Source organism: Pseudonocardia sp. P-1 (genome assembly GCF_058111925.1).
Genome location: NZ_CM176614.1, coordinates 4,406,223 through 4,432,693 on the forward strand (window position 1 = coordinate 4,406,223; position 26,471 = coordinate 4,432,693).

Genomic DNA, 26,471 nt, shown 5'->3' on the forward strand with positions numbered 1-26,471 from the left:
CAACCTAGACGCGAACGGCCCCGGTCCGCAGGAGGGCGGACCGGGGCCGTCGTGCGTGCCGGGTCAGGGGATGCGGCGGACCGCTCCGGTGTCGGCGCTGGTCGCCATGTGGGCGTAGGCGCGCAGCGCCTTCGACACGACGCGCTGCCGGTCGACGGGCTGCCACGGCCGCTCCGAGGACTCCATCTTGGCGCGCCGGTCGGCGAGCGTCTCGGCGTCGACGAGCAGCTCCAGCGACCGGGCGCGGACGTCGAGCCGGATCCGGTCGCCGTTCTCCACCAGGCCGATCGTGCCGCCGGCGGCCGCCTCGGGGGAGATGTGGCCGACCGAGATGCCCGACGAGCCGCCGGAGAAGCGGCCGTCGGTGATGAGGGCGCAGACCTTGCCCAGCCCGGCGCCCTTGAGGAACGCGGTCGGGTGCAGCATCTCCTGCATTCCCGGCCCGCCCGAGGGGCCCTCGTAGCGGATGACCAGCACGTCGCCGGGCTTGATCTCCTTCTTCAGGATCGCCGAGACGGCGTCCTCCTGGCTCTCCAGGACGACGGCCGGGCCCTCGAACTCCCAGATGTCCTCCGGGATGCCGGCGGTCTTGATCACGGCGCCGTCGATCGACAGGTTGCCGCGCAGCACGGCGAGGCCGCCGTCGGCGGAGTAGGCGTGCTCCAGGTCGCGGATGCAGCCGCCTGCGGCGTCGGTGTCCAGGCTCGACCAGCGGTTCTCCGTCGAGAACGCCTGCGTGGTCCGGACCCCGCCCGGCGCGGCGTGGTAGAGCTCGACCGCGGTCTCCGACGGGGCCGACGACCGGATGTCCCACTCGGTGAGCCACTGCTCCAGCGACGGCGAGTGCACCGTGTGCACCCCGGTGTTGAGCAGCCCGGCCCGCCACAGCTCGCCCAGCAGCGCGGGGATGCCACCGGCCCGGTGGACGTCCTCCATGTGGTAGTCCGAGTTCGGCGCGACCTTGCTCAGGCACGGCACCCGGCGGGAGACCGCGTCGATCGCGGCGAGGTCGAAGTCGATCTCGCCCTCCTGCGCGGCGGCCAGGATGTGCAGCACCGTGTTCGTGGAGCCGCCCATCGCGACGTCGAGCGCCATCGCGTTCTCGAACGCCTCGCGGGTGGCGATGTTGCGGGGCAGCGCGGACGCGTCGTCGTCGCGGTACCAGCGGGTGGCCAGGTCCATCACGGTGCGCCCGGCGTTCAGGAACAGCTCGCGGCGCGCGGCGTGCGTGGCCAGGGTGGAGCCGTTGCCCGGCAGGGACAGCCCGAGCGCCTCGGTGAGGCAGTTCATCGAGTTCGCGGTGAACATCCCGGAGCAGGACCCGCAGGTCGGGCAGGCCGAACGCTCGACCTCGGCGAGGCCCGCGTCGTCCACCTCGGACGACGCCGACGCCGAGATCGCGGTGATCAGGTCGGTGGGTGCCTGCGCGACCCCGCCGACGACGACCGCCTTGCCGGCCTCCATCGGCCCGCCGGAGACGAACACGGTCGGGATGTTCAGCCGCATCGCGGCGTTCAGCATGCCCGGCGTGATCTTGTCGCAGTTGGAGATGCACACCAGGGCGTCGGCCGCGTGGCCGTTGACCATGTACTCCACCGCGTCCGCGATGATCTCGCGGCTGGGTAGCGAGTAGAGCATCCCGCCGTGGCCCATCGCGATGCCGTCGTCGACGGCGATCGTGTTGAACTCCTTGGCGACCCCGCCCGCCTCCTTGATCGCGCCCGCGACGAGGTCTCCCATGTCCTTGAGGTGCACGTGGCCGGGCACGAACTGGGTGTAGGAGTTGGCGATCGCGACGATCGGCTTGCCGAAGTCGTCGTCGCCCATGCCGGTCGCGCGCCAGAGCGAACGCGCTCCGGCGGCGTTGCGACCGTGGGTGGTGACGCGGGAACGCAGGGCGGGCATCGGTCTTCTCCAGCCGGGTCTTCCGTGGTGGTTCGTGGGGGACCCCGGTGGGCGCGTCGCGGAGCGTGGGCACGAGCCGCCCGGGGGTGCGGCGCGACGGCGGCGGAGCGGGTCGCGTCCCGCCGGCCGGCGGGCCGATCGCCCGCAACCGTACGCCCCGCGACGGGCGTCAGTGACCCTCGGCCGGATCCTCCGCGTCGCCCACCGCGGCCGGGTCGGCGAACCGGCCGCCGCTGGCGACCGAGAGCGCGGGCAGGTCGCGCGCGTGCACCGCGGGCAGGACGAGGTCGTCGTCCTCGCCCAGCACCGCGCTGACCCGCGAGCGCGAGCCGATCCGCAGACCGCGCACGTCGTCCCAGTCCACGGTGCGGGAGGAGAACGTGCCGCGGACGGTCAGCGTGTCCGGGTCCACGGTGGTGCGGACCCGCAGGATCCAGGCGATCGCCGCGACCGGGGCCACCAGCACGACCCAGAACCACGGCAGGCTGAACACCAGCGGCGTCGACCCGACGACCGCGACCAGGATGGCGAAGATGGTCAGCCGGCTCGGCTTGAACACCAGCGCGCGCGAGCCCACGCGGAGCTTGCGGCCCTCGTCGCGGACCGGGGGGGTCCACGCCAGCTCGCCGTCCACCTGCTGGGACGCCCCCGGGGCCGACTGCGGGTCGGCAGAGGTGGGGTCGGCGGGGACGGCGCGGTCGTCGGTGCTGCTCACGACCCCAGTGTGACAAATCCGGACCGTGACCCCACGGCCCGGACGGGTGGGGTCGTTTGACTCCGTCCGTGGGACGCGTGCTAGCGTCGATGCATGTTCGCCGTTCGAATTCTCGTACTTCTTGGGCGCGTCGTCGCCTGAGTTCGACCTTCTCGAACGACGACGCGCTCACCCTCGCAGCGCCCGGAGTACCGGGCGGCGGGGGTTTTTTCATGTCCAGCTCCGAGTTCAGCCCATGTCCGGCATCTGATCGACACGATCTCCAGCGAGGCAGACCCAGATGACCACCGTCCCCGCCAAGCCCGGCTCGTCCGGCCCGAAGCCGGGCCCGCCGCCCGGCCGGTCCGCGGCCCCCGGCACGTCCCGCAGCGCGGCCCCGGCACCCGGTGAGACCACCGTGCCCGGTCCGCGCATCGTGGACGAGCCCATGACCGGCGCCCAGTCCCTGGTGCGTTCGCTCGAGGAGATCGGCTGCGAGGTCGTCTTCGGACTGCCCGGCGGGACGATCCTGCCCGCCTACGACCCGCTCCTGGACTCGACGAGGGTGCGCCACATCCTCGTCCGCCACGAGCAGGGCGCCGGACACGCGGCGACCGGCTACGCGCAGGCCACCGGCAGGGTCGGGGTCTGCATGGCGACGTCCGGGCCGGGGGCCACGAACCTGGTCACCCCGATCGCGGACGCGCACATGGACTCGGTGCCGCTGGTGGCCATCACGGGGCAGCAGACCCGGCCGCTGATCGGTACCGACGCCTTCCAGGAGGCCGACATCACCGGCATCACCATGCCGGTGACCAAGCACAACATGCTGGTGACCGACGCGTCGGAGATCCCGCGCGCGATCGCCGAGGCCTTCCACCTGGCGTCCACCGGCCGGCCCGGCCCGGTCCTGGTGGACATCCCGAAGGACGTGCTGCAGGAGCAGACCACGTTCTCCTGGCCCCCGGAGCTGCAGCTGCCCGGCTACCGGCCGACGACCCGGCCGCACGGCAAGCAGATCCGCGAGGCCGCCCGGCTCATCCGCGAGTCGGCCAAGCCGGTGCTCTACGTCGGCGGCGGTGTCCTCAAGGCCGAGGCCGCCGAGGAGCTCAGGGAGCTGGCCGAGCTGACCGGGGCGCCCGTCGTCACCACCCTGATGGCGCGCGGTGTGTTCCCCGACAGCCACCCCCTGCACCTGGGCATGCCCGGGATGCACGGCACCGTCGCCGCGGTCGCGGCGATGCAGCGGTCCGACCTGCTGGTCGCACTCGGCTCCCGGTTCGACGACCGGGTCACCGGCAAGGTGGAGAGCTTCGCCCCCGGGGCGAAGATCATCCACGCCGACATCGACCCGGCGGAGATCTCCAAGAACCGGCGCGCCGACGTGCCGATCGTCGGGGACTGCAAGGAGGTCCTGGCCGATCTGGTCGAGGCCGTCCGTGCGGACCGGGCCGAGCACGGTGAGCCGGACCTGTCGTCCTGGTGGAAGCAGGTCGGCGGCCTGCGCGACCGCTACCCGCTCGGCTACGACGAGCCGACCGACGGGGCGCTCTCGCCGCAGTACGTGATCGAGCGGATCGGCGCGATCGCCGGGCCGGACGCGATCTACACCGCGGGCGTCGGCCAGCACCAGATGTGGGCCGCGCAGTTCGTCAAGTACGAGAAGCCGCGGACCTGGCTGAACTCCGGCGGGCTCGGGACCATGGGCTACGCGGTCCCGGCCGCGATGGGCGCCAAGGTCGGCGAGCCGGATGCCGTCGTCTGGTGCATCGACGGCGACGGCTGCTTCCAGATGACCAACCAGGAGCTCGCCACCTGCGCGATCGAGGGCATCCCGATCAAGGTCGCCGTCATCAACAACGGCAACCTCGGCATGGTCCGCCAGTGGCAGAACCTGTTCTACGGCGAGCGGTACTCCAACACCGACCTCAACACCCACAAGCTGCGCATCCCGGACTTCCCGATGCTCGCGCAGGCGATGGGCTGCGAGGGACTGCGGGTCGAGTCCAAGGAGGACGTCGACCGGGTCATCCAGCAGGCCATGGAGATCAACGACCGGCCGGTCGTCGTGGAGTTCGTCGTCGGTGCCGACGCCCAGGTGTGGCCGATGGTCGCCGCGGGCACGAGCAACGACGAGATCAACGTCCGGCGCGACATCCGGCCGGAGTTCGAGCACGACGAGCTGGCCGCGTCGGTCGACGCGGTCGCCGACGTCACCGAGCAGGCCCTGGAGGGCGAGAAGTGAGCGAGCTCCACACCCTCTCGGTCCTGGTCGAGGACAAGCCGGGTGTCCTGGCCCGGGTCTCCGGGCTGTTCTCGCGGCGCGGGTTCAACATCAACTCGCTCGCGGTCGGTCCGACCGAGCACCCCGACGTCTCCCGCATGACGATCGTCGTCGAGGTGGACGAGCTCCCGATGGAGCAGGTCACCAAGCAGCTCAACAAGCTTGTGCACGTCATCAAGATCGTCGAGCTGGAGCCGGACGCCTCGGTGCAGCGCGAGCTGCTGCTGGTCAAGGTCCGGGCCGACGCCACGGTGCGCAGCCAGGTCGTCGAGACCGTGCAGCTGTTCCGCGCCAAGGTCGTCGACGTCTCCCCGGAGGCGGTCACGGTCGAGGCCACCGGGTCGGCCGACAAGCTCAACGCGCTCCTGCGCATGCTGGAGCCCTACGGGATCCGCGAGATGGTGAAGTCCGGGATGGTGGCCGTCGGCCGTGGCCCCCGGTCCATCACCGCCGCGGCCGTCCGCTAGACAGTCGTCGCTACACAACCTCCGAGAGGAACCGTCCCAGAGCCATGAGTGTCAACATCTACTACGACGCCGACGCCGACCTGTCGATCATCCAGGGCCGCAAGGTCGCCGTGATCGGCTACGGCTCCCAGGGGCACGCGCACTCGCTGTCCCTGCGTGACTCCGGGGTCGAGGTGAAGATCGGTCTGCCGGAGGGTTCCAAGTCCCGGCAGAAGGCCGCCGACGAGGGCCTCGAGGTCGGCACGCCGGCCGAGGTCTCCGCCTGGGCCGACGTGATCATGGTCCTGGCGCCCGACACCAAGCAGCGCTTCATCTACTCCCAGGACATCGAGCCGAACCTCAAGGACGGCGACGCGCTGTTCTTCGGTCACGGCTTCAACATCCGCTACGAGCTGATCAAGCCCCCGGCGAACGTCGACGTGGCCATGGTCGCGCCGAAGGGCCCGGGCCACCTGGTCCGCCGCCAGTTCGTCGACGGCAAGGGCGTCCCCGCCCTGATCGCCGTCGAGCAGGACGCCTCGGGCAACGCCAAGGCGCTCGCGCTCTCCTACGCGGCCGGGATCGGCGGCGCCCGCGCGGGCGTCATCGAGACCACCTTCAAGGAGGAGACCGAGACCGACCTGTTCGGTGAGCAGGCCGTCCTCTGCGGCGGTGCCGCCGCGCTGGTCCAGACCGGCTTCGAGGTGCTCACCGAGGCGGGCTACGCCCCGGAGATCGCCTACTTCGAGTGCCTGCACGAGCTCAAGCTGATCGTCGACCTCATGTACGAGGGCGGCATCGCCAACGAGCGCTTCTCCATCTCCGACACCGCCGAGTACGGCGACCTGACCCGCGGCCCGCGCGTCATCACGCCCGCGGTCAAGGCCGAGATGCAGAAGATCCTGGGCGAGATCCAGGACGGCACCTTCGCCCGCGAGTGGGTGGCCGAGGACGAGGCCGGCCGCGGCAACTACACCAAGCTGCAGCAGCAGGGCGCCGAGCACCCGATCGAGCAGGTCGGCGAGAAGCTCCGCGGCCTCATGAGCTGGGTCGGCGAGAAGGCCAAGTGATCCACTGCCGGAGCGCTCCGGCAGGATGAGTCACGCGGGCCCCAGACGGCCCGCGGATGCCCGGGCCCGGACGCACCCATCCGGACCAGGCGACGTGGAACCCCCGTACCGGCGACACCGGGCGGGGGTTTCGCGCGTCCGGTGGGGGTGCCGCGCGGCGACCCGTCCGCCCGTCCGGGTCCACGAGGGCCCCCGCGGTCCTAGGATGGTCGACGTTCGCGCACCGACCTCGGGGAGCACTCGCACACCGTGAGCACCGCAGCCACCGACCACCGTCCCGTCGTCCTGCTCGCGGAGACGCTCGCGCCCTCCGCCGTCGAGCTGCTCGGGGACGGCGTCGAGATCCGCCACGTCGACGGCACCGACCGCCCCGCCCTGCTGGCGGCGCTCGCCGACGCCGACGCGCTGCTGGTCCGGTCCGCCACCCGGGTCGACGCCGAGGCGCTGGCCGCGGCAGGCCGCCTCAAGGTCGTCGCCCGCGCCGGGGTCGGCCTGGACAACGTCGACGTCCCCGCCGCCACCGCGCGCGGGGTGATGGTCGTCAACGCCCCGACCTCGAACATCGTCTCCGCCGCCGAGCACGCCATCGCGCTGCTGCTCGCGACCGCGCGCCACATCCCGCCGGCGGACGCCGCGCTGCGCTCCGGGGCGTGGAAGCGCTCGTCCTACGGCGGCGTCGAGCTGAGCGGCAAGACCGTCGGCATCGTCGGGCTCGGCAAGATCGGGCAGCTCGTCGCGCAGCGCCTCGCCGCGTTCGGCATGACGCTGGTCGCCTACGACCCCTACATCGCGCCGTCGCGCGCCGCGCAGCTCGGCATCGAGCTGATGGGCCTCGACGACCTGCTCCGTACCGCGGACATGATCACCGTGCACCTGCCGAAGACCCCGGAGACCCTCGGGCTGATCGGCAAGGACCAGCTCGCGCTCACGAAGCGGGGGGTGCTCGTCGTCAACGCCGCCCGCGGCGGCCTGATCGACGAGGACGCCCTGGCCGAGGCGGTCCGCTCCGGGCACGTCGGCGGCGCCGGGATCGACGTCTACGTCACCGAGCCGACCACGTCGAGCCCGCTGTTCGAGCTGGAGAACGTCGTCGTCACCCCGCACCTGGGCGCGTCCACCGCCGAGGCGCAGGACCGGGCCGGGACCGACGTGGCCCGCTCGGTGCAGCTGGCCCTGGCCGGGGAGTTCGTGCCGGACGCGGTCAACGTGCAGATCCACGGCGCCGTCGGCGAGGAGGTCCGGCCCTGGCTGCCGCTGGTGCAGAAGCTCGGCACCACCCTGCACGCCGTCGCCGGGCGCACCCCGACCTCGGTCACCGTCGACGTCGCGGGCGAGCTGGCCACCGAGGACGTCCAGGTCCTCGGCCTGGCCGCGCTGCGCGGGGTGTTCACCCACGTCGTCGAGGACCAGGTGACGTTCGTGAACGTGCCGCAGCTCGCCGAGGAGCGCGGGGTCACCGTGGAGATCACCACCAGCCCGGAGAGCGCCAACCACCGCAGCGTGGTGCAGCTGCGCGGCGCCATGCCCGACGGGGAGAAGGTCACCGTGTCCGGCACCCTGACCGGCCGTGCCGAGGTCGAGAAGCTCGTCGAGATCAACGGACGGCACTTCGACCTGCGTGCCGAGGGCGAGGTCGTCCTGCTGGAGTACGCCGACCGCCCCGGCGTGATGGGCCGGGTCGGGTCGCTGCTGGGGGAGGCCGCGGTCAACATCGAGGCCGCCCAGATCTCGCAGACCACCGACGGCACCGACGCCGTCATGCTCCTGCGGGTGGACCGCCAGGTCGACCCGGCGGTGCTGGAGCCGATCGGCGCCTCGGTCGGCGCCCGGACGATCCGGCTCATCTCCTTCGACGACTGAGCGACCGGGCCCGTCCCGCACTGCGGGAAACGGCTGCGCGGACCCGGCCGGTCGTGGGATCGTGTCTGCTCGCCACGAGCGGAGGGGGACCCGGTGAGCTGGCTGCGGGCACTGGTACTGGCGGGCACGACGGTCGGTGTGGGGTGCCTGGTGCTGCTCGGCGTCGGCTTCGTCACCGGGCTGTCGCTGACCGTGCCCTACGTCGTGTCGGTGATGGCGATCGTGACCGGGCCGCCGTCGGCGACGATGACGATCGGCCCCGGCATGCTCGTGGTCCTCGCCGCGCTCGTCGCGATGATCGAGGCCCCGGGCCGGGTGCGGGCCCGCCGGGCGCTGCCCCGCACCGGCCACTGAGCCCGGGGCGGCCGCGCCGCGGGGGCCGGGTCAGCCGCGCGGCGCCCAGCCCAGCGCGGGTCCGAGCGCGCCGGCGATGTCGGTGACGATCTGGACGTAGTCGTCGTGCGGGAAGCCGAACGGCAGCGCGAACACCGCCTCGTCGACCTCGCGGAACCCGGCGTCGGCCCACAGCCGTTCGGCGATCTCGGCGGAGGTGCCGACCAGGTCGCGGGCGAACAGCAGACCGGCCGGGCCCTGCGGAACGCCGACCCGGGCGTCGCGCTCGCGGGCGTAGGCGGCGTAGCGCTCGCGCTGGGCGGGCGTCGCCGAGTCGGTCGGGACGACGACCAGGCCCTGCGACACGCGCCCGGCGGGGTTCGCCTCGCGGTACGCCCGGATCTGCCGGGACTGGATCGCGGCGAAGTCGGTCTCCCCGCCGGAGCGCACCACGTTGCTCGTCAGCAGGTTCAGGCCCTGCCCCGCGGCCCAGACGGCGGAGGAGTCGCTGCCCGCGCCGTACCACATGCGCCCGGCCAGACCGGGGGAGTGCGGCTGCACCCGCTCGGAGAACGACTCGATCCCGACCGTCCCGGAGAAGGTGCTCGCCCGCTCCCCGCGCACCAGGCGCAGCAGCCGCGACACCCGCTCACGGCCGAAGTCCTCGACGTCGGCGGTGTCCGGGTAGAGCGCGTCCCGCACGTGCTCCCACTGCATCGGCGGCCCGACCGAGACGCCCGGGTTCAGCCGGCCGCCGGAGAGCACGTCGACCGTCGCGAGGTCCTCGGCGAGGCGCAGCGGGTTCTCCCAGCCCAGCGGGACCACGGCCGTCCCGAGTTCGATCCGCGTGGTCCGCTGGGTCGCCGCGGCGAGCACCGCGACCGGCGAGGAGATGCCGAACTGCAGGTGACGGTGCCGGACGAAGGCCGAGTCGAAGCCCAGACGCTCGCCGAGTGCGATCATCTCCAGGGTCGTCTCGTGTCCGGGGCGGGGGTCGTCGCCGTCGAACGAACCGATGGTGAGGAAGCCGAGGCGACGCAGCGGGCGGTCGGGCGTGGGCACGTCCGGGGCAACGACGCCGTCGTCGCGCTTCTTCCCCACCTCCATCCGGACGGGTGACGGCCGCGGCGGCCGTCCCACCCCTCGGAACGGACCGGAGTCCCCGGAACGGCCGCGTGTCGCGGGTACTCCGACCGCGCGCGGCGCACGCGTCACCCGGACGGGACCACCCCACCGGGTGGCCGAACGATGACCCTGCGTCGGCAGGCGGTAGCGTGCGGCCAGCAGTACGACGAGAGGACGAGGTCATGCGCCTTGCGGTCATCCCCGGTGACGGCATCGGCCCGGAAGTGATCAACGAGGCACTCAAGGTCCTGGGCGAGGTCGCCCGCGACGTGGAGACGACCGAGTACGACCTCGGTGCCGCCCGCTGGCACTCCACGGGCGAGCTGCTCCCGGAGACGGTGCTGACCGAGATCAAGCAGCACGACGCGATTCTGCTGGGCGCGGTCGGCGACCCGTCGGTGCCCAGCGGCATCCTCGAGCGCGGCCTGCTCCTGCGTTTGCGCTTCGAGCTGGACCACCACGTGAACCTGCGCCCCGCGCGGCTCTACCCGGGGGTGCGCGGCCCGCTGGCCGGCAACCCGGAGATCGACCTGGTGGTCGTGCGCGAGGGGACCGAGGGGCCGTACGTCGGCACCGGCGGCCTGCTCCGCAAGGACACCCCGCACGAGATCGCGACCGAGGTCAGCCAGAACACCGCGTTCGGCATCGACCGTGTCGTGCGCGACGCGTTCGCCCGTGCCCAGCGGCGGCCGAAGAAGCACCTGACGCTGGTCCACAAGACCAACGTCCTGACCTTCGCCGGTGCGCTGTGGTCGCGGATCGTCGAGGAGGTGTCGCTGGAGTACCCCGAGGTCTCGGTGGCCTACCAGCACGTCGACTCGACCACGATCCACCTGGTCACCGACCCGGGCCGGTACGACGTGATCGTCACCGACAACCTGTTCGGCGACATCCTCACCGACCTCGCGGCGGCGGTCACCGGCGGCATCGGCCTGGCGGCCAGCGGCAACATCGACGCCAGCCGTACCAACCCGTCGATGTTCGAGCCGGTGCACGGCTCCGCCCCGGACATCGCGGGCCAGGGCATCGCCGACCCGACGGCCGCCGTGCTCTCGGTCGCGCTGCTGCTCGACCACATGGGCCAGCGTGACTCGGCCCGCCGGATCGAGGCCGCGGTCGCGTTCGACCTGGCCACCCGGGACCACGCGGCGACGGGCAACACCTCGTCGATCGGGGACCGGCTCGCCGCGCTCGTGTCGAGCCGTGAGGTCGCCACCAACTGACCCACGCACACACCGACGGGGTGGCACCGGATCTCCGGGGCCACCCCGTCGTCGTGTGCGGGCGGGTCAGACCTGGTTCGACGGACCGGTCAGCAGGGTCACCCCGGCGCCGGCGAAGTTGTCGAGGTCGGCCACGGCGGCCTGTCCCTCGGCGCCGCCCATCCCGGACTGGAACGCCGCCGCGTCGGGGAACTCCAGCACCGCCACGAGGTGGTACGGCGGCTGCGCTCCGTCCGGTCCCGGCGCGGGCCGGGAGACGGTGAACCGCTGCACACCGGGGATCTTCTTCGCCAGCGGGGCATGCACGGTGTCGTAGTGCCGGTCGAACGCGGCGGCGTCCTCGGGGTGGTTGTACAGAGCGGTCAGCTGGAACACGGGGTTCCTCCTCGCCTCGTCCCGCGACGCTCCGGTGCGTCGCGACTGCCGTCCACCATGGTCCATCCGGCGCCCGCGTGCACCACCCCTCCGTACGGGGTCGATACGCTGGACCGACCATGAGTACTCCAGCCCAGGTCCGGGTGCGGTTCTCCCCGTCGCCCACCGGTACCCCGCACGTCGGCCTCATCCGCACCGCCCTGTTCAACTGGGCCCACGCCCGCCACCACGGCGGGGCCCTGGTGTTCCGGATCGAGGACACCGACGCCTCCCGCGACTCCGACGAGTCCTACCGGGCCCTGCTCGACGCGCTGGAGTGGCTCGGCCTCGACTGGGACGAGGGCGTCGAGAAGGGCGGCCCGCACGGGCCGTACCGGCAGAGCGAACGCGGCGAGGTCTACGCCGACGCCCTGCGCCGGCTGATCGACGCCGGCGAGGTCTACGAGTCGTTCTCCAGCGCCGAGGAGATCGAGGCCAGGCACCGCGCCGCGGGCCGCGACCCCAAGCTCGGCTACGACAACGCCGACCGCGACCTCACCGAGGACCAGCGCGCCGCGTTCCGGGCCGAGGGCCGCGCCCCGGTCTACCGGCTGCGCATGCCCGACCACGACATCACCTTCACCGACCTCGTCCGCGGCGAGATCACGTTCCGGGCCGGGCAGGTGCCCGACTTCGTGCTGGCCCGCGGCGACGGCACCCCGCTCTACCCGCTGACCAACCCGGTCGACGACGCGCTGATGGAGATCACGCACGTCCTGCGCGGGGAGGACCTGCTGGCCTCCACCCCGCGGCAGATCGCCCTGCTGGAGGCGCTGGCCCGGGTCGGGATCGGCCACGGCCCCTTCACCTACGCCCACCTCCCGCTGGTCACCGGTGAGGGCAACCGCAAGCTCTCCAAGCGGGACCCGCAGTCGAACCTGTTCCACTACCGCGACCGCGGGTTCGTGCCGGAGGGGCTGCTCAACTACCTCGCGCTGCTCGGCTGGTCGATCGCCGAGGACCGCGACGTGTTCTCCCTCGACGAGATGGTCGCCGCCTTCGACGTGTCCCGGGTGTCGAGCAACGCCGCCCGCTTCGACCTGAAGAAGGCCGAGGCGATCAACGCCGCACACCTGCGTCTGCTCGCCCCCGACGACTTCGCCGAGCGCGTCGTGCCCCACCTCGCCGCCGAGGGGATCACCGACCCCGACCGCTCGGTGCTCGCCGCCGCCGCGCCGCTGGTGCAGGAGCGCAGCCAGGTGCTGTCCGACGCGGCCCGGATGCTGGCCTTCCTCTTCCGCGACGAGGACACCTTCACCCCCGACGACGACGCCGCCGCGAAGAACCTGGGCGCCGACGCGGCCCCGGTGCTGGAGGCCGCCGTCGCCGGGCTCACGGACCTGCCGGAGTGGTCGGCCGCCGCGATCGAGGAGTCGCTCAAGACCTCGCTCGTGGACGGTCTGGAGCTCAAGCCGCGGAAGGCGTTCGCCCCCGTCCGCGTCGCCATCAGCGGCCGCACGGTGTCCCCGCCGCTCTACGAGAGCATGGAGCTGCTGGGCCGCGAGCGGTCGCTCGCCCGCCTGGGGGCCGGTGTCAGACGCTCCCAGGGCATGGGTTAGAGTACCTACATCAACGGAGAGCGGGCCTCGCTCCGGAACGGGGCCCGCTTTTCGATGGGGTATGGTGTAATTGGCAGCACGACTGATTCTGGTTCAGTTAGTCTAGGTTCGAGTCCTGGTACCCCAGCGGAAATCACGAATTCCTCGGAATGATGATTTCTGACAATCGGCACGGTCTCGTCCAAGGTCCCGTCGTCTAGCGGCCTAGGACGCCGCCCTCTCAAGGCGGTAGCGCGGGTTCAAATCCCGTCGGGACTACCACGGACTCCCTCACAGGGTGTCCGCAATCGAGATCGAGCCGAATGTCCTGGTCCCGTCGTCTAGCGGCCTAGGACGCCGCCCTCTCAAGGCGGTAGCGCGGGTTCAAATCCCGTCGGGACTACTCCACGAAGGCCCCGCTCCACGGAGCGGGGCCTTCGTCGTGTCCGAGGATCCTCCGTGCACGGGCCGGATGCGCCCCCCCGGGGGGCCTTCTTCCGGCCTTCTCGGCGCGATCCGGTGATCGCCTCGGGGAGGGCGCCGGTGCCACATCCGGCACCGGAGCCCTCAGCCGTGGTGATCATGCTCGTAGCCCGGGCCAGAGCAGTGGGCCACCGATGCGCCGTCGGGTGTACGACGGCGCGACGATCCGGGTCGACCCGCGGATCTTCGGGTCAGGTGCCTGCCGGCGGTTCCGAGGGCGGCGAGCTCGGCGGTTCCGAGGGCGGGGAGCTCGGCGGACTCGACGGTGGCGAGCTCGGCGGGCTGCTCGGCGGGCTGCTCGGCGGGTCGCTGGGCGTGGTCACGACCGGCGGCGGCACGGGGACCGGGGCGTCGGTCGTCGTCGGGACGGCCTCGGTGGTGCGTTCCCGGGTCCGCTCCGGCTGGCGGACCGGCTGCTCCTCGACGGTCGTCGGGGGCGCGGCCTCGGTGGTCGTCGGCGTCGCGGGAAGGTTGGGGATCGCGTTGCCGATCGAGTGGTCCTGCGGCCAGAGGAACACCGTGCCGAGCACGGCCAGCGCCGCGACGACCCCGCCGGCGCCGATGAGCAGCGCGGGGGAGCGGCGGACGGGTGCGGGCCCGGGGGCGACGGTGGTCTCCCCGTCGTCGTAGCCGCCGTACCCGCCGTAGCCGTGCTCGGCGGTCTGGTCGTAGCCCATCGGCGGCACGACGGGGATGCGGTCGGTGGGCGGGTCGGCGCGGGCGCCCTCGAGGTAGGCGGTGCGGTCGCCGTCGAGCTGGGTCGTGCCGCCGGTCGGCATCCGATCGGTGACCGGGTCCGGGTTCTCCCAGGGCAGCGGGCCGGGGTCGGGGGCGAGCGCGGGACCGCTGCTCGCCGCCACCGCGCCGAACCCGCCCGAGCCGGTGCCGGGGACCGGGTCGGCCGGCCCGAGCGCGACGACGGCGCCCTTCGCGATGGTGTTCTTCGGGTCCGCGTCGACCTGCACGGGACGCCCGAGACCGGTGGAGACGAGCTCTGCGACCAGCGGGACCCGCGAGGACCCGCCCACGAGCAGCACCACCGACGGCCCGGACGCGGCCAGTCCGGCCGAGGCGATCGCCCGCTGCAGCGCCTCGACCGACTCCTCCAGTCGGGGCCGAATGCGCTCCTCGAAGTCGCTGCGGTGCAGGCGCACCGTCGTGCGGACCTCGCCGAGCCACACCGGGATCGAGACCTCGGTGTCGGCCGACAGGCCCTCCTTGGCCTCACGGCAGTCGCGGCGCAGCCGGGCCATCGCGGACAGGACGTTCGGGTCGGTCTCGTCGAGCCCCTCGAAGGCGGCCGGGACGGCGTCGCGCACGTGGTCGACGACGGCCTGGTCGAAGTCGGCGCCACCGAGCTGCTCGACGCCCTCGGGCCTGCCGAGCAGTGTGAACCCGCCGCCCGCGGCCTCCTTGCGCACGACGGCGGCGTCGAAGGTCCCGCCGCCCAGGTCGTAGACGGCGACGGTCGCGCCGGGCTCGACCCGCTCGTTCGTCGCGTAGTGCAGCGCGGCGGCCTGCGGCTCGGTGAGGAAGGTGACGGTCAGGCCGCGCTCGGCGAGGGCCGCGGCGAACAGGTCGCACTTGTGCGTGCCCCAGGACGCCGGGTGGGTCACCGCGATGCGTTCGGGCGCGCCGCCCTCGGTGCGCGCGACGACGTCGACGACGTGCTCGGCCAGCAGCGCGGACAGCTGCTCGGGGGCGAAGGACCGCTCGCCGAGCGGGATCGGCGTGGGGTCGCCGATGCGGCGCTTGAACTCGCGGGCGACGCGGTCCGGCTCGGTCAGCGCGCGGCGCTCGGCGGCCTCGCCGAACAGCAGACCGCCGTCGGGCGCCACGTACACCACGGACGGGATGTCGACCGAGTGGTCACCGAGGGTGACCATCTCGACGGTGCCGGAGCCGATGACCGCAGCCGCGGTGCGGGTGGTGCCGACGTCGATGCCCAGCAGGTAACCCATCGTCTCCCCGGTGTGCCGACCATGTCCGAAGGGTCCGGCCCGGTGCCGGACCTCCACACGGTAGTGGAGCCCGGAACCGTCACCTCAGTCGCGTCGGTACGGCAGGCAGGAGCCGATCAGGTGAGCCGGTGCTGCAACGCGTCCGCCGCGGCGAGCAGGTCGGCGGCCCAGCGGACCCCGGGACGGCGCCCGATCCGGTCCACCGGTCCGGACACCGAGACGGCGGCGACGACCTGGCCCGCCGCGTCGCGCACCGGGGCCGACACCGACGCCACCCCGGCCTCACGTTCGGCGACGCTCTGTGCCCAGCCGCGGCGGCGGACGTCGACGAGCACGCGCTCGGAGAAGCTCGCGTCGGCGAGGACGAGCCGCTGTGTGGCCGGGTCGCACCAGGCGGCGAGCACCTTCGCCCCGGAGCCCGCGGTCATCGGCAGCCGGGACCCGACGGGCACGGTGTCCCGCAGGCCGGACGGCGGCTCGGCGTGCGCGATGCAGATCCGGTGGATCCCGTCGCGCCGGTAGAGCTGGACGCTCTCGCCGGTGATGTCACGCAGCCGGGGCAGGACGGCGGCCGCGGCGTCGAGCAGCGGGTCCGGCCGCCCGCCCGCGAGCTGGCCGAGGGTCGGGCCCGGATGCCAGCGCCCGTCCGGTGTGCGCAGCAGCATCCCGTGCGCCTCGAGCCCGACGGCGAGCCGGTGGGCCGTGGCCCGGGGCAGGCCGGTGCGCTCACAGAGCTCCGCCAGGCCGCACGGCCCCTCCGCCGTCGCCCGGAGAACCCCCACGGCCTTGTCGAGCACGCCGATCCCGCTAGACTGTCCCACGTTCCGATACTAACTTCCCACGATCTGGGAAGTCCACCGCGATCAGATCACAGAGGAGGCGGGCGTGACCACCGCAGAGAAGCCGCGCACGCTGGCCGAGAAGGTCTGGGACCGGCACCTCGTCCGCAAGGGCGAGGGCGACGAGCCCGACCTGCTCTACATCGACCTGCACCTGGTGCACGAGGTCACGAGCCCGCAGGCGTTCGACGGGCTCCGGCTCGCGGGCCGTCCGGTGCGCCGTCCGGACCTCACCATCGCCACCGAGGACCACAACGTCCCGACCCTCGACGTCCTCGCCCCGATCGCGGACGAGGTCTCGCGGACCCAGGTGGAGACCCTACGTCGCAACTGCGAGGAGTTCGGCGTCCGCCTGCACCCGATGAACGACCCCGAACAGGGGATCGTGCACGTGGTCGGACCGCAGCTGGGGCTGACCCAGCCGGGCACCACGGTGGTCTGCGGGGACTCCCACACCTCCACCCACGGCGCGTTCGGCGCGATGGCGTTCGGCATCGGCACCTCCGAGGTCGAGCACGTGCTCGCCACCCAGACGCTGCCGCTCAAGCCGTTCCGGACGATGGCGATCGAGGTGACCAGCGCCGACGGCACGCTGCGCCCGGGCGTCACCTCCAAGGACGTCATCCTCGCCGTGATCGCGCGGATCGGGACCGGCGGCGGGCAGGGCCACGTGCTGGAGTACCGGGGCAACGTCATCGAGAACCTCTCGATGGAGGCCCGGATGACGATCTGCAACATGTCGATCGAGGCCGGTGCCCGTGCGGGCATGATCGCCCCGGACGAGACGACCTTCGCCTACCTCAAGGGCCGCGACCACGCCCCGGCCGGCGACGACTGGGACGCCGCCGTCGCCGACTGGCGGTCCCTGCGCACCGACGACGGCGCCGAGTTCGACCGGGTCGTGCGGATCGACGCCGACGAGCTCACCCCGTTCGTCACCTGGGGCACCAACCCCGGTCAGGGCCTGCCGCTGGGCGAGTCCGTGCCCGACCCGGCCGCCATCTCCGACGACGGCGAGCGCGCCGCCGTGGAGAAGGCGCTGTCCTACATGGGCCTCACCGGTGGGACCCCGCTGCGGGAGGTGCCCGTCGACGCGGTGTTCGTCGGCTCCTGCACCAACGGCCGGATCGAGGACCTGCGCTCGGTCGCGGAGGTGCTCGACGGGCGCTCGGTCGCGAAGGGCGTGCGGATGCTCGTCGTCCCGGGGTCGATGCGGGTGCGCTTCCAGGCCGAGGAGGAGGGCCTGGACAAGGTCTTCACTTCCGCGGGCGCCGAGTGGCGCTCCGCGGGCTGCTCGATGTGCCTGGGGATGAACCCCGACCAGCTCGCGCCCGGTGAGCGCTGCGCGTCCACCTCGAACCGCAACTTCGAGGGGCGGCAGGGCAAGGGCGGCCGTACCCACCTGGTGTCGCCGCTGGTCGCCGCCGCGACCGCCGTGCGCGGCACGCTGAGCAGCCCGGAGGACCTGGACTGATGGAGAAGTTCGACACCCACACCGGGATCGGCGTGCCGCTGCGCTGGTCCAACGTGGACACCGACCAGATCATCCCGGCCGTCTACCTCAAGCGGGTCACCCGCACCGGCTTCGAGGACGGCCTGTTCTCCGCCTGGCGCGACGACCCGTCCTTCGTGCTCAACAACGAGCCCTTCGACCGGGGGTCGGTGCTCGTCGCGGGCCCGGACTTCGGCACCGGCTCCTCGCGCGAGCACGCGGTCTGGGCGCTGATGGACTACGGCTTCCGGGTCGTCATCTCGTCGCGGTTCGCCGACATCTTCCGCGGCAACTCGGCGAAGGCGGGGCTGGTGGCCGCCGAGGTCGCCCAGCCCGACGTCGAGCTGATCTGGAAGAAGCTCGAGACCGAGCCCGGCACCGAGATCACCGTGGACCTGGGTGAGAAGACCGTGCAGGCCGGCGATCTGACCGTGCCGTTCGAGATCGACGACTACGCCCGGTGGCGGCTGCGCGAGGGTCTCGACGACATCGGACTGACCCTGCGGCACGAGGGCGACATCACCGCGTTCGAGGGAACCCGGCCCGCCCGGATGCCACGCACCCTGGCCTGATCCGAACACGGGTGGTCACCATGCTCCGACAGATGTCGTGGTGATCACCCGTTCGGACCTGTACTGACGGACGGTATGCGACCTGGACTCGCGTCGGGATCTGGTGCGCGGCAGGGGCGCAGCCTTACCTTTCGTGACCATGAACAAGGCTCAGCTCGTCGATGCGCTGACCGCCCGGCTCGGAGACCGTCGTGCCGCCACGTCGGCCGTCGACGCGATGGTCGAGGTGATCGTGGACGCCGTCGGCCGTGGTGAGACCGTCACCCTGACCGGGTTCGGGGTGTTCGAGCCGCGACGACGCGCGCCGCGCACCGCCCGCAACCCGCGGACCGGGGAGACGGTGCCCGTCGGGGAGACCGTGGTGCCGTCGTTCCGGCCCGGCGCCGCCTTCAAGGAGCGGGTGGCCGCCAGCGAGGCCGCCGCCGCGAACGCGACCAGCGCCCCCCGCCGTACCGAGCGAGCCGCGACGGGCACCGGTCGCAGCACCGCGACCCGCAAGACGATCCCGCCGGACACCGCGGGCGCTCCGGCCGCCGGGGCCGCTCCGGAGAAGAAGGCGGCTGCCCCGAAGAAGGCGGCCGCCTCGGCGAAGAAGCCGGCCCGACGGAAGGCCGCTGCGGAGAAGTAGCCGCGCCACCGCGCCGCCGTGGCCTGCCCTGCCCCGCGGTGCCGCGCGGCCCCGCGCCCGTGCCGCCCCGCGCCCCCTGCCACGCCGTCCTGTGCTCGCCGTCCACGGCCCCCGTCGATCAGTACATGACTGCTGTTCGAGCGGAGGTGGACAGCGCTCATGTACTGATCGACGGTCCTCCTCCCGGTGTGCACCCTGGCTCGGTGCGGCCCGCCGAGCGCGGCGGGCGTAGGGCCGCGCCTCGCTGGACTGCCCGCTCTGCGCTGCCTCCCCGGGGCGCGCCGCGCCGCCCGAGCCCCTCGCACGTCGATCAGTACGTGACTGCTGTCCGACCGGAACGCAGCGACGCTCACGTACTGATCGACGGGGGGACGTGGACGAGAGCGGGGGGCGGCGTCGAGTGGGGCCCGGGACGCCGCGCCGGTGCGGGTCAGGGCGAGGTGAGGTGGGTCCGTTGGGCGAGCAGGGCGCGGATCGTCCCGACGGTGCGACCGGCGTTGCGGGTGAGGCCGTCGGCGGTGATCCGGAGGGTCTGCCATCCCAGCGCCGCGGTCCGGGTGTCGCGTACGCGGTCGAGCGGGTCGTCGTGGTGGGCGCCGTCGTACTCGATCGCGAGCAGGGCGTCGGGGTAGGCGAGGTCGAAACGCGCCCAGGGGCGGCCGCGGGCGTCGTACAACGGGAACTGGACCTGCGGGACCGGGAGCCCGGAGAGCACGAGCAACAGTCGCAGCCGGGTCTCGGGTGGGGATTCCGCCCGGGGGTCGGCGAGTGCGACGACCCGGTCCAGCCGGGCCGAGCCCCGCACGTGCGGGTACCGCGACCGCAGGACCAGGAGGTCGGCGGGGTCGAAGCCGGGGCACGGCGCCGTCATCCTGGACAGTCTCCGCTGCTCGGGTGCCGGTGTGCCCTGTACCGGTACGAACACCGGCCGATCCCGTCTCCGGGCGGCGAGTGCGTCGAGGGCGACGACGGCGTCGACGAGCTCGAGCCGCCGGCACAGCGCCCACGCCGTGGCGCGGGGTGAGGTGACCCGGACGCCGTCGCAGAGACCGGGTTCGAGCGGGACGCCCTGGTGGGCGAGCAGGTCCGGGCGGGGCCGGATCCGCCGTGGCGCGACGAGCTCGGCGGGCGCCGTCCACGGCCCGCAGGACGCGCCGAGGATCTCGGCCGCCGAGTAGGCCGACGCCGCGCCGAGGGGCCCGGCGTAGACCGATGCGGCCCGGGCCCGGAGCACCGGGGTCATGGGGACCGCTGCTGACACGTACACGTCGGGGAACAGACGCACGAACCGTGGCCCGCGCAGCCGCGCCGGCGTGACGATCCCCCGCGCGACGGCCTCCGACCCCCGGAACGGCTCCTCCACCCGCGCACCCTGCATCCCGGCCCGCGCCCGGCGGGCCGGAACCGGTGGGTCCGTTCGCGATCGCACACGTCGCCGCAGGGAGGGCGCCTCCGAGGACAGGTCGATCAGTGCACCAGTGCTGCCGACCCGGGGCCGAACAGCTCTCAGGTACTGATCGACGATCGGACCGGGACCGGGGACGCCGGGTGCGGGACGGCGAGGCGGGTCAGGAGGGCGGGCGGCGGTAGTAGTCGGCCGACAGCAGGGCGCCGTCGTCGCCGAAGCCCAGGACCCAGGTGCTGGCCTTGTGCGAGGGCAGGTCGGGGTCGGGGGACCGGCCCGCGGCGGCGAGCAGGTGCCCGACGACGTCCGGGATGACCCCGCCCTGGCTGCACAGCAGCGTCACGCCGGGCTGCGCCGCGAGGGTGCGGAAGCGGGCCAGGCCGTCGGCGGGGGAGACCCAGTAGCCGTGCTCGCCGAGCAGCGGTTCCACGTCCGGTTCGCCCGCGCCGGACGCGTGGGCGTACGGCTCGATCGTCTGGCCGCAGCGCAACGGCGGGGCGGTCGCGAGCCGGTCCGGGCCGAAGCGGTCGAGGAAGTCCGCGAGCCGGTCGGCCTGGGTGAACCCGGTACCGGACAGGGGGCGCAGGTCGTCGTCGCCCTCCCAGGCGGTCCGGCTCCCCGCCTTGGCGTGCCGCACGAGCACCACCGTCGACGACGGCGGCCCCACCCGGTCGAGCCGGTCCAGCAGGTCGGCGTCGGTCGGGCGGGTGAGGAGCGCGGCGGCCTCGTCGCGGGGCAGCCAGCGCAGGTCGTCGGTCTCGTCGGTGACGGAGAAGCCGTGGTCGCGGACGGCCTCGGCGGCCCAGTAGTGCACGACCTTCTGGCCCTTGCCGGGCACGGCGTACGCGGTGTGGCCGAGCCGGGCGCCGAGGCGGCACCCCAGGTGCGCCTCCTCGGCGGTCTCGCGCAGCGCGGTCAGGGTCAGCGCCTCGCCCGGGTCCTGGTGCCCCTTGGGCCAGGACCAGTCGTCGTAGCGGGGGCGGTGGACCAGGGCCACCTCGACGGTGCCGTCGTCCGCGCGGCGCCACGGCACCGTCCCGGCCGCGACGACGTCGGCGATCCCCGCCGGGTCGACCTCGGCGCCGTCGGTCCGGAGCTGCGCGGACAGCATCAGTCCTCGCTGCTGCCGCGGCGGGAGTTCATCATCTCGACCTGGTGGTCGCGGACCCGGATGTTCTCCGAGCCCGGCGCGGGCGACGGCGACCAGGTCCCGTCCGGCCCGAGCGTCCAGCAGCGCGTCGCCGGGTCCAGGCAGGAGTCGAACATCGCGCCGAGCTGGTCGGCCAGCTTCGGGTCGGCGACCCGCAGCATGACCTCGACCCGGCGGTCCAGGTTGCGGTGCATCATGTCCGCCGAGCCGATCCAGTACTCGTCGGCCGAGCCGAAGTGCAGCACCCGGGAGTGCTCCAGGAACGGCCCGAGGATCGACCGGACGGTGATGTTCTCGCTCAGCCCGGGGCGGCCGGGGACGATCGCGCAGATGCCGCGCACCACGATGTCGACCGGCACGCCCGCCTGCGACGCCCGGTAGCAGGCGTCGATGATGGCCTCGTCGACCAGCGAGTTCGCCTTGATCTGCACCCGCGCGCCGGACTCGCCGGACAGGTGCGCCTCGATCTCGTCGTCGATGCGGCGGACGATGCCGCGGCGGATCCCGTACGGCGCGACGAGCAGGCTCCGGTAGGAGGTCTGCCGCGAGTAGCCGGTGAGGGAGTTGAACAGGTCGGTGAGGTCCGCGCCGATGGTCGGGTCGGCGGTGAGCACGCCGACGTCCTCGTAGAGCCGCGCGGTCTTCGGGTTGTAGTTGCCGGTGCCGATGTGGCAGTAGCGGCGGATCTCCGACCCCTCCTGGCGCACGACCAGGCAGGTCTTGCAGTGCGTCTTGAGCCCCACCAGGCCGTAGACGACGTGCACGCCGGCCTTCTCCAGCTCGCGTGCCCAGCGGATGTTGGCCTGCTCGTCGAACCGGGCCTTGATCTCGACCAGGGCGACGACCTGCTTGCCCGCCTCGGCGGCGTCGATCAGGGCGTTCACGATCGGGGAGTCGCCGGAGGTGCGGTAGAGGGTCTGCTTGATCGCGAGCACGTTCGGGTCGGCGGCGGCCTGCTCGATGAAGCGCTGCACCGACGTCGAGAACGAGTCGTAGGGATGGTGCACCAGCACGTCGCCCTCGCGCAGGGTCGCGAACACGCTGCGCGGGGTCTCCCGCTCGGCGAAGGCCGGGTGCGTGGCGGGGCGGAACGGCTCGTCCTTCAGGTCGGGACGGTTGACCCCGTGCACCTGCCACAGACCGGTGAGGTCGAGCAGCCCGGGGACGGTGACGACGTCGTTCGGGTCGACGTCGAGCTCGCGCAGCAGCAGCTCCAGCACGTGCTCGGACATCGTGTCGAGCACCTCGAGGCGGACCGGCGGACCGAACCGGCGCCGGGCCAGCTCGCGCTCCAGGGCCTGCAGGAGGTCCTCGTCGCGGTCCTCCTCGACCTCGAGGTCGGCGTTGCGCGTGACGCGGAACGGGTGGACCTCGGTGACCTCCATGCCGTTGAACAGGTCGCCGAGGTGCGCGGAGATGAGGTCCTCGATCGGCAGGAACGTGCACTGCCGGTTCCCGGCGCGGGTGTCGGTGTCCGGCGGGTCGACCGACACCAGACGCGGCACGTTGTTCGGCACCTTGACCCGGGCGAACCGCTCGGTCCGGCCCTCGGGGTCGCGGACGGTCACCGCGAGGTTGAGCGACAGCCCGGAGATGTAGGGGAACGGGTGCGCCGGGTCCACCGCGAGCGGGGTGAGCACCGGGAACACCGTCTCGGTGAAGTAGTCCGACAGCCGCAGGCGCTCGGCGTCGGTCAGGTCCTCCCAGCTGCGCAGGTGGACGCCGGCCGCGTCGAGCTCGGGGAGCAGCTCGTCCATGAACACCTCGGCGTGCGCCCGCGACAGCGCGCGGCTCCGCTCGGTGATCCGGGCCAGCTGCTGGCGCGGGGTCAGCCCGTCGGCGCTGCGCACGGACAGGCCGGTCTCGTCGCGGCGCTTCAGACCCGCGACCCGGACCATGTAGAACTCGTCGAGGTTGGAGGCGAAGATCGCGAGGAACTTCGCGCGCTCCAGCAGCGGCTGGCTGGAGTCCTCGGCCAGGGCCAGCACCCGGGCGTTGAAGTCGAGCCAGGACAGCTCGCGGTTGAGGTAGCGGTCCTCGGGGAGCAGCTCGGCCATCGTCGACGCCGGGGTGGTCGCCCCCGCGGGCGGCGCGATCGGAGCGGCCCCCTGGACCTGCGACGACGCGGCGGCCGGCGGCGCGGGCGGCGCCGCGGGTCCCGGCGGCACGTGCTGCTGGGACGGGATCTCCGCGGCCGGTGCCTGGTCGGCGACGCTGCGGCTCGCGGTGTGCAGCCGCCGCGATGCCGGACGCGGGGCACGGCGCGACGCCGTCCGGGGACGGCCCCCCGGGTGCGCGGAGGTGCCGTTCCGTCCGTCCGGGGTCGCCGAGTCGTCACTCACGTCCCAATTGTTTCGTACCGCTCCGCAACCGTCCACGCGGACACGGCCCCGTCCGGCGATGTCACGTACGTGGTGTGCCACACCGTCGGGCGACGGCGTCACCGGGCGGGGGACATCCGGGTGGGTGAGGTGTGGCGGGCGGCCCGTGCCGGGCGTCGACCACGGCCCGGGTCCACACCCCCACCCCGAGGGCGACGGCGTCGTCGAGGTCGGCGGCGGTGTCGACGTCGCGGCGCAGGCCGGGACGGACACCGGGCAGCGGGCGTGCCCCGGAGGCGCTGTGCCGGGCCGCCGAGCCGCGGCCGAAGTGCGGGTCGAGGTCGTGGCCCGGAGCGACGAGCAGCAGCGTGGTGCCCTCGCCGGGGGCGTCGGGCTGGAAGGCGCGGGTCGCGCCGGCGGCGAACAGCACGGCGGCCGCGGCGACGGCGTCGTCGAGCTCGGCCGGGCGCAGCGCGGGGAGGTCGGCCTGCAGCGCCCCCAGCGCGGCGTGCGGGTCGCGCGAGCGCAGCAGCGCGGCACCGTGGCGCAGCGCGCCGTTGAGCCGGCGGCCGGGGTCGGTGACGACCTCCGCGCCGAGCGCGCCGACCTCCATCGCCACCGCCGGGTCCGAGGAGATCACCAGCACGTGCCGGACCGCGGTCGCGGCGACGGCGGCGGCGACGGTGTCGCGGGCCAGGGCCAGCGCGAGCCGCTGGTGCGCGTCGAGATCGCCCACCCCGTCGTCGGCGGCGCCGCGCAGCCGGGTCTTGGCGCGGGGCAGCGGCTTCACCGGTACGACCAGGTCCACCCGCAGGGTCACGGCCCCAGTCTGGCACCCCGCGTGACACCGTGGGGCCTCTGTGGGGAGACTCCACGGACGAGATCCGGATCATCCCGATCCGCGACGACCCCACGTCCCGCCGCAGAGGCGGGCAGGAGGAGGCCGCCGGTGGCACGCGAGAAGGGCGGATTCTGGGTCGGTTTCGCCGTCCCGTTCTTCTACTCGATCGGCTGGCTCACCGGCCGGCCGCGCTACCAGGGCCGTGAGCACCTCCCGGCCCGGGGCGGCGCGCTGCTGGTCGGCAACCACATCTCGCACCTGGACCCGATCCACACCGGGACCTACGTGCACAGCGCGGGCCGGGTGCCGCGGTTCCTGGCCAAGAGCAGCCTGTGGCAGGTGCCGGTGCTCGGTCAGGTGCTGCGCGGCTCGGGGCAGATCCCGGTCTACCGCGACTCCGCCGACGCCCAGCAGAGCCTGGCCGCCGGGACGCAGGCCCTGGCCGACGGCAAGATCGTCATCATCTACCCGGAGGGCACGATCACCCGTGACCCCGACGGGTGGCCGATGCGCTCGCGCACCGGGGTCGCGCGGATGGCGCTGGCCTCGGACGTGCCGGTCATCCCGATGGTGCACTGGGGGACCCGCGAGGTCCTGAACGGCTACGAGAAGAAGTTCCGCCCGCTGCCGCGCACGGACGTCGTGCTGCGCGCGGGGGACCCGGTGGACCTGAGCGCCTACCGCGGGCGCCCGCTGGACGCCCACGTCCTGCGCGAGGTCACCGACCTGATCATGGGACGGGTGCGGGAGCTGCTCGCCGAGGTCCGCGAGGAGGACGCGCCGGAGGAGTTCTACCGCCGCCGCCCGGAGAGCGAGGCGGGCCGATGAGCGTCCCCCCGGCCCCGTCGTTCGGGGAGCGTCCGGTCAACGAGCCCGTGCACTCGATCCACCGCGTCGCCGTGCTCGGCGCGGGCAGCTGGGGCACCGCGTTCGCGAAGGTCCTCGGCGACGCCGGCCGCGACGTGCGGCTGTGGGCCCGCCGGGTGGAGGTGGCCGAGGCGATCAACGCCGACCGGCGCAACCCCGACTACCTGTCCGACGTCGCGCTGCCGGACACGCTGCGGGCCACCCACGACGCGGCCGAGGCCCTCGACGGGGCCGACGCGGTGATCCTCGCGGTGCCGTCGCAGTCGCTGCGCGACAACCTGGAGCGCTGGCGCGACCTGGTCCCGGCCGGGGTCACCCTCACCAGCCTGGCCAAGGGCGTCGAGCTGGGGACGCTCAAGCGGATGACCGAGGTCATCGACGACGTCACCGGCGTCGGTGTGGACCGGCTCGCCGTCGTGTCCGGGCCGAACCTGGCCGCGGAGATCGCCCACGAGCAGCCGACGGCCACCGTCATCGCGTGTGAGGACCACGACCGCGCGGTGGCGCTGCAGACCGCCTGTGCGACCGGGTACTTCCGCGCCTACACCAACACCGACGTCGTCGGGGCGGAGCTGGGCGGGGCGGGCAAGAACGTGATCGCGCTGGCGGTCGGCGTCGCGTCCGGGATGGGGCTGGGCGACAACTCGCGGGCGTCGCTGATCACCCGCGGGCTGGCCGAGATGTCCCGGCTCGGGATGGCGCTCGGTGCCTCGCCGCTGACCTTCGCCGGCCTGGCCGGCATGGGCGACCTGGTGGCGACGTGCAGCTCCCCGCTGTCGCGCAACCGCACCTTCGGCGAGCAGCTCGGCCGCGGCGCGAGTCTCGCCGAGGCGGAGAAGGCCAACCACGGCCAGGTCGCCGAGGGCGTGAAGTCCTGCCTGTCGATCTGCGAGCTCGGTGAGCGCGCCGGGGTGGAGCTGCCCATCGCCGACGCGGTGCGCCGGGTCTGCCACGAGGGCATGACCGCCCACCAGATGGCCAAGGAGCTGATCTCCCGGGCCCCGAAGCCGGAGTGAACCC

22 protein-coding genes and 3 tRNA genes are annotated in these 26,471 nt (G+C 73.3%); 15 read left to right on the forward strand and 10 right to left on the reverse strand.

Features of this window, described 5'->3' with window-relative positions:
• Positions 1-63 precede the first annotated feature (63 nt).
• Positions 64-1,905 carry a dihydroxy-acid dehydratase gene (gene ilvD / locus AC0GKK_RS21610; protein ID WP_251783964.1) on the reverse strand — a complete coding sequence of 614 codons (1,842 nt, stop codon included), beginning with the start codon at positions 1,903-1,905 and terminating at the stop codon, positions 64-66.
• A gap of 169 nt (positions 1,906-2,074) precedes the next feature.
• Positions 2,075-2,620: a PH domain-containing protein gene (locus AC0GKK_RS21615; protein WP_489882401.1), complete on the reverse strand. Its 546-nt coding sequence runs from the start codon at positions 2,618-2,620 to the stop codon at positions 2,075-2,077.
• Between the two features lie 427 nt (positions 2,621-3,047).
• On the opposite strand from AC0GKK_RS21615, the gene AC0GKK_RS21620 reads away from it, so the two are divergent.
• The 5 genes from AC0GKK_RS21620 to AC0GKK_RS21640 all read left to right on the forward strand — a co-directional run bounded on the left by AC0GKK_RS21620 (position 3,048) and on the right by AC0GKK_RS21640 (position 8,613).
• Complete coding sequence (locus AC0GKK_RS21620) at positions 3,048-4,844, forward strand: acetolactate synthase large subunit (RefSeq protein ID WP_489884047.1); 1,797 nt, start codon at positions 3,048-3,050, stop codon at positions 4,842-4,844.
• The gene (gene ilvN, locus AC0GKK_RS21625; protein ID WP_062397155.1) at positions 4,841-5,350 is read left to right on the forward strand and encodes an acetolactate synthase small subunit; all 510 of its coding nucleotides are present in this window, start codon (positions 4,841-4,843) and stop codon (positions 5,348-5,350) included. The genes AC0GKK_RS21620 and ilvN overlap by 4 nt, the downstream gene beginning before the upstream one ends.
• A 44-nt stretch (positions 5,351-5,394) precedes the next feature.
• Positions 5,395-6,399 (forward strand): ketol-acid reductoisomerase, encoded by a 1,005-nt coding sequence (gene ilvC / locus AC0GKK_RS21630; RefSeq protein WP_208819684.1) that lies wholly within the window; start codon positions 5,395-5,397, stop codon positions 6,397-6,399.
• Positions 6,400-6,648: 249 nt separating this feature from the next.
• Positions 6,649-8,259, forward strand: coding sequence for a phosphoglycerate dehydrogenase (serA, locus tag AC0GKK_RS21635; protein WP_489882402.1), 1,611 nt, complete (start codon positions 6,649-6,651; stop codon positions 8,257-8,259).
• A gap of 93 nt (positions 8,260-8,352) precedes the next feature.
• Positions 8,353-8,613 carry a hypothetical protein gene (locus tag AC0GKK_RS21640; RefSeq protein WP_251783961.1) on the forward strand — a complete coding sequence of 87 codons (261 nt, stop codon included), beginning with the start codon at positions 8,353-8,355 and terminating at the stop codon, positions 8,611-8,613.
• A gap of 30 nt (positions 8,614-8,643) precedes the next feature.
• Here AC0GKK_RS21640 and AC0GKK_RS21645 read toward each other — a convergent pair whose 3' ends face one another.
• Entirely contained in the window at positions 8,644-9,654 is a 1,011-nt protein-coding gene (locus tag AC0GKK_RS21645; protein WP_346105650.1) for an LLM class flavin-dependent oxidoreductase, read from the reverse strand.
• A gap of 245 nt (positions 9,655-9,899) precedes the next feature.
• Here AC0GKK_RS21645 and AC0GKK_RS21650 point away from each other — a divergent pair, with 245 nt between their 5' ends.
• The gene (locus AC0GKK_RS21650; RefSeq protein WP_062397147.1) at positions 9,900-10,940 is read left to right on the forward strand and encodes a 3-isopropylmalate dehydrogenase; all 1,041 of its coding nucleotides are present in this window, start codon (positions 9,900-9,902) and stop codon (positions 10,938-10,940) included.
• Positions 10,941-11,006: 66 nt separating this feature from the next.
• Here the strand turns inward: AC0GKK_RS21650 and AC0GKK_RS21655 are convergent, their stop codons facing one another.
• Positions 11,007-11,315: an EthD family reductase gene (locus AC0GKK_RS21655; protein WP_062397145.1), complete on the reverse strand. Its 309-nt coding sequence runs from the start codon at positions 11,313-11,315 to the stop codon at positions 11,007-11,009.
• Between the two features lie 119 nt (positions 11,316-11,434).
• On the opposite strand from AC0GKK_RS21655, the gene gltX reads away from it, so the two are divergent.
• The 4 genes from gltX to AC0GKK_RS21675 all read left to right on the forward strand — a co-directional run bounded on the left by gltX (position 11,435) and on the right by AC0GKK_RS21675 (position 13,295).
• Positions 11,435-12,913 carry a glutamate--tRNA ligase gene (gene gltX / locus AC0GKK_RS21660; RefSeq protein ID WP_253067893.1) on the forward strand — a complete coding sequence of 493 codons (1,479 nt, stop codon included), beginning with the start codon at positions 11,435-11,437 and terminating at the stop codon, positions 12,911-12,913.
• Between the two features lie 55 nt (positions 12,914-12,968).
• A tRNA-Gln gene (locus AC0GKK_RS21665) sits at positions 12,969-13,040 on the forward strand.
• Between the two features lie 58 nt (positions 13,041-13,098).
• Positions 13,099-13,174, forward strand: a tRNA-Glu gene (locus tag AC0GKK_RS21670).
• A 48-nt stretch (positions 13,175-13,222) separates the two neighbouring features.
• Positions 13,223-13,295 (forward strand) — tRNA-Glu (locus AC0GKK_RS21675).
• Positions 13,296-13,566: 271 nt separating this feature from the next.
• On the opposite strand, the gene AC0GKK_RS21680 is transcribed toward AC0GKK_RS21675, so the two are convergent.
• Complete coding sequence (locus AC0GKK_RS21680) at positions 13,567-15,336, reverse strand: Hsp70 family protein (RefSeq protein ID WP_489882403.1); 1,770 nt, start codon at positions 15,334-15,336, stop codon at positions 13,567-13,569.
• Positions 15,337-15,452: 116 nt separating this feature from the next.
• Positions 15,453-16,157 carry an IclR family transcriptional regulator gene (locus AC0GKK_RS21685; protein WP_062397135.1) on the reverse strand — a complete coding sequence of 235 codons (705 nt, stop codon included), beginning with the start codon at positions 16,155-16,157 and terminating at the stop codon, positions 15,453-15,455.
• A gap of 64 nt (positions 16,158-16,221) precedes the next feature.
• On the opposite strand from AC0GKK_RS21685, the gene leuC reads away from it, so the two are divergent.
• The 3 genes from leuC to AC0GKK_RS21700 all read left to right on the forward strand — a co-directional run bounded on the left by leuC (position 16,222) and on the right by AC0GKK_RS21700 (position 18,867).
• The gene (leuC, locus tag AC0GKK_RS21690) at positions 16,222-17,649 is read left to right on the forward strand and encodes a 3-isopropylmalate dehydratase large subunit (protein WP_346105600.1); all 1,428 of its coding nucleotides are present in this window, start codon (positions 16,222-16,224) and stop codon (positions 17,647-17,649) included.
• On the forward strand, positions 17,649-18,239 hold the full coding sequence (gene leuD, locus AC0GKK_RS21695; protein WP_178376291.1) for a 3-isopropylmalate dehydratase small subunit: 591 nt from the start codon (positions 17,649-17,651) through the stop codon (positions 18,237-18,239). Before leuC ends, leuD begins: the two co-directional genes overlap by 1 nt.
• 139 nt (positions 18,240-18,378) lie before the next feature.
• Positions 18,379-18,867: an HU family DNA-binding protein gene (locus AC0GKK_RS21700; protein ID WP_405415536.1), complete on the forward strand. Its 489-nt coding sequence runs from the start codon at positions 18,379-18,381 to the stop codon at positions 18,865-18,867.
• A gap of 430 nt (positions 18,868-19,297) precedes the next feature.
• Here the strand turns inward: AC0GKK_RS21700 and AC0GKK_RS21705 are convergent, their stop codons facing one another.
• From AC0GKK_RS21705 to cofC, 4 genes are all read right to left on the reverse strand, one after another.
• Entirely contained in the window at positions 19,298-20,110 is an 813-nt protein-coding gene (locus AC0GKK_RS21705; protein WP_489882404.1) for an endonuclease domain-containing protein, read from the reverse strand.
• Between the two features lie 325 nt (positions 20,111-20,435).
• Positions 20,436-21,383 carry an NUDIX hydrolase gene (locus tag AC0GKK_RS21710; RefSeq protein ID WP_178376294.1) on the reverse strand — a complete coding sequence of 316 codons (948 nt, stop codon included), beginning with the start codon at positions 21,381-21,383 and terminating at the stop codon, positions 20,436-20,438.
• Positions 21,383-23,764 carry an RNA degradosome polyphosphate kinase gene (locus AC0GKK_RS21715; RefSeq protein WP_489882405.1) on the reverse strand — a complete coding sequence of 794 codons (2,382 nt, stop codon included), beginning with the start codon at positions 23,762-23,764 and terminating at the stop codon, positions 21,383-21,385. Before AC0GKK_RS21715 ends, AC0GKK_RS21710 begins: the two co-directional genes overlap by 1 nt.
• Positions 23,765-23,825: 61 nt before the next feature.
• On the reverse strand, positions 23,826-24,557 hold the full coding sequence (gene cofC / locus AC0GKK_RS21720; protein WP_489884048.1) for a 2-phospho-L-lactate guanylyltransferase: 732 nt from the start codon (positions 24,555-24,557) through the stop codon (positions 23,826-23,828).
• A 135-nt stretch (positions 24,558-24,692) separates the two neighbouring features.
• Between cofC and AC0GKK_RS21725 the strand changes: the two genes are divergently transcribed.
• Complete coding sequence (locus AC0GKK_RS21725) at positions 24,693-25,412, forward strand: lysophospholipid acyltransferase family protein (protein WP_062397126.1); 720 nt, start codon at positions 24,693-24,695, stop codon at positions 25,410-25,412.
• Positions 25,409-26,467 carry an NAD(P)H-dependent glycerol-3-phosphate dehydrogenase gene (locus tag AC0GKK_RS21730; RefSeq protein WP_178376295.1) on the forward strand — a complete coding sequence of 353 codons (1,059 nt, stop codon included), beginning with the start codon at positions 25,409-25,411 and terminating at the stop codon, positions 26,465-26,467. The genes AC0GKK_RS21725 and AC0GKK_RS21730 overlap by 4 nt, the downstream gene beginning before the upstream one ends.
• The last annotated feature ends 4 nt before the right edge of the window (positions 26,468-26,471 follow it).

Excerpts from the sequence above, each read along its gene's own strand:
- AC0GKK_RS21705 (WP_489882404.1), bottom strand. The coding sequence starts at position 20,110 with ATGACCCCGGTGCTCCGGGCCCGGGCCGCATCGGTCTACGCCGGGCCC.
- ilvC (WP_208819684.1), top strand. The coding sequence starts at position 5,395 with ATGAGTGTCAACATCTACTACGACGCCGACGCCGACCTGTCGATCATC.
- ilvD (WP_251783964.1), bottom strand. The coding sequence starts at position 1,905 with ATGCCCGCCCTGCGTTCCCGCGTCACCACCCACGGTCGCAACGCCGCC.
- AC0GKK_RS21650 (WP_062397147.1), top strand. The coding sequence starts at position 9,900 with ATGCGCCTTGCGGTCATCCCCGGTGACGGCATCGGCCCGGAAGTGATC.
- AC0GKK_RS21680 (WP_489882403.1), bottom strand. The coding sequence starts at position 15,336 with ATGGGTTACCTGCTGGGCATCGACGTCGGCACCACCCGCACCGCGGCT.
- AC0GKK_RS21710 (WP_178376294.1), bottom strand. The coding sequence starts at position 21,383 with ATGCTGTCCGCGCAGCTCCGGACCGACGGCGCCGAGGTCGACCCGGCG.
- gltX (WP_253067893.1), top strand. The coding sequence starts at position 11,435 with ATGAGTACTCCAGCCCAGGTCCGGGTGCGGTTCTCCCCGTCGCCCACC.
- leuD (WP_178376291.1), top strand. The coding sequence starts at position 17,649 with ATGGAGAAGTTCGACACCCACACCGGGATCGGCGTGCCGCTGCGCTGG.
- AC0GKK_RS21730 (WP_178376295.1), top strand. The coding sequence starts at position 25,409 with ATGAGCGTCCCCCCGGCCCCGTCGTTCGGGGAGCGTCCGGTCAACGAG.
- AC0GKK_RS21620 (WP_489884047.1), top strand. The coding sequence starts at position 3,048 with ATGACCGGCGCCCAGTCCCTGGTGCGTTCGCTCGAGGAGATCGGCTGC.
- AC0GKK_RS21700 (WP_405415536.1), top strand. The coding sequence starts at position 18,379 with ATGAACAAGGCTCAGCTCGTCGATGCGCTGACCGCCCGGCTCGGAGAC.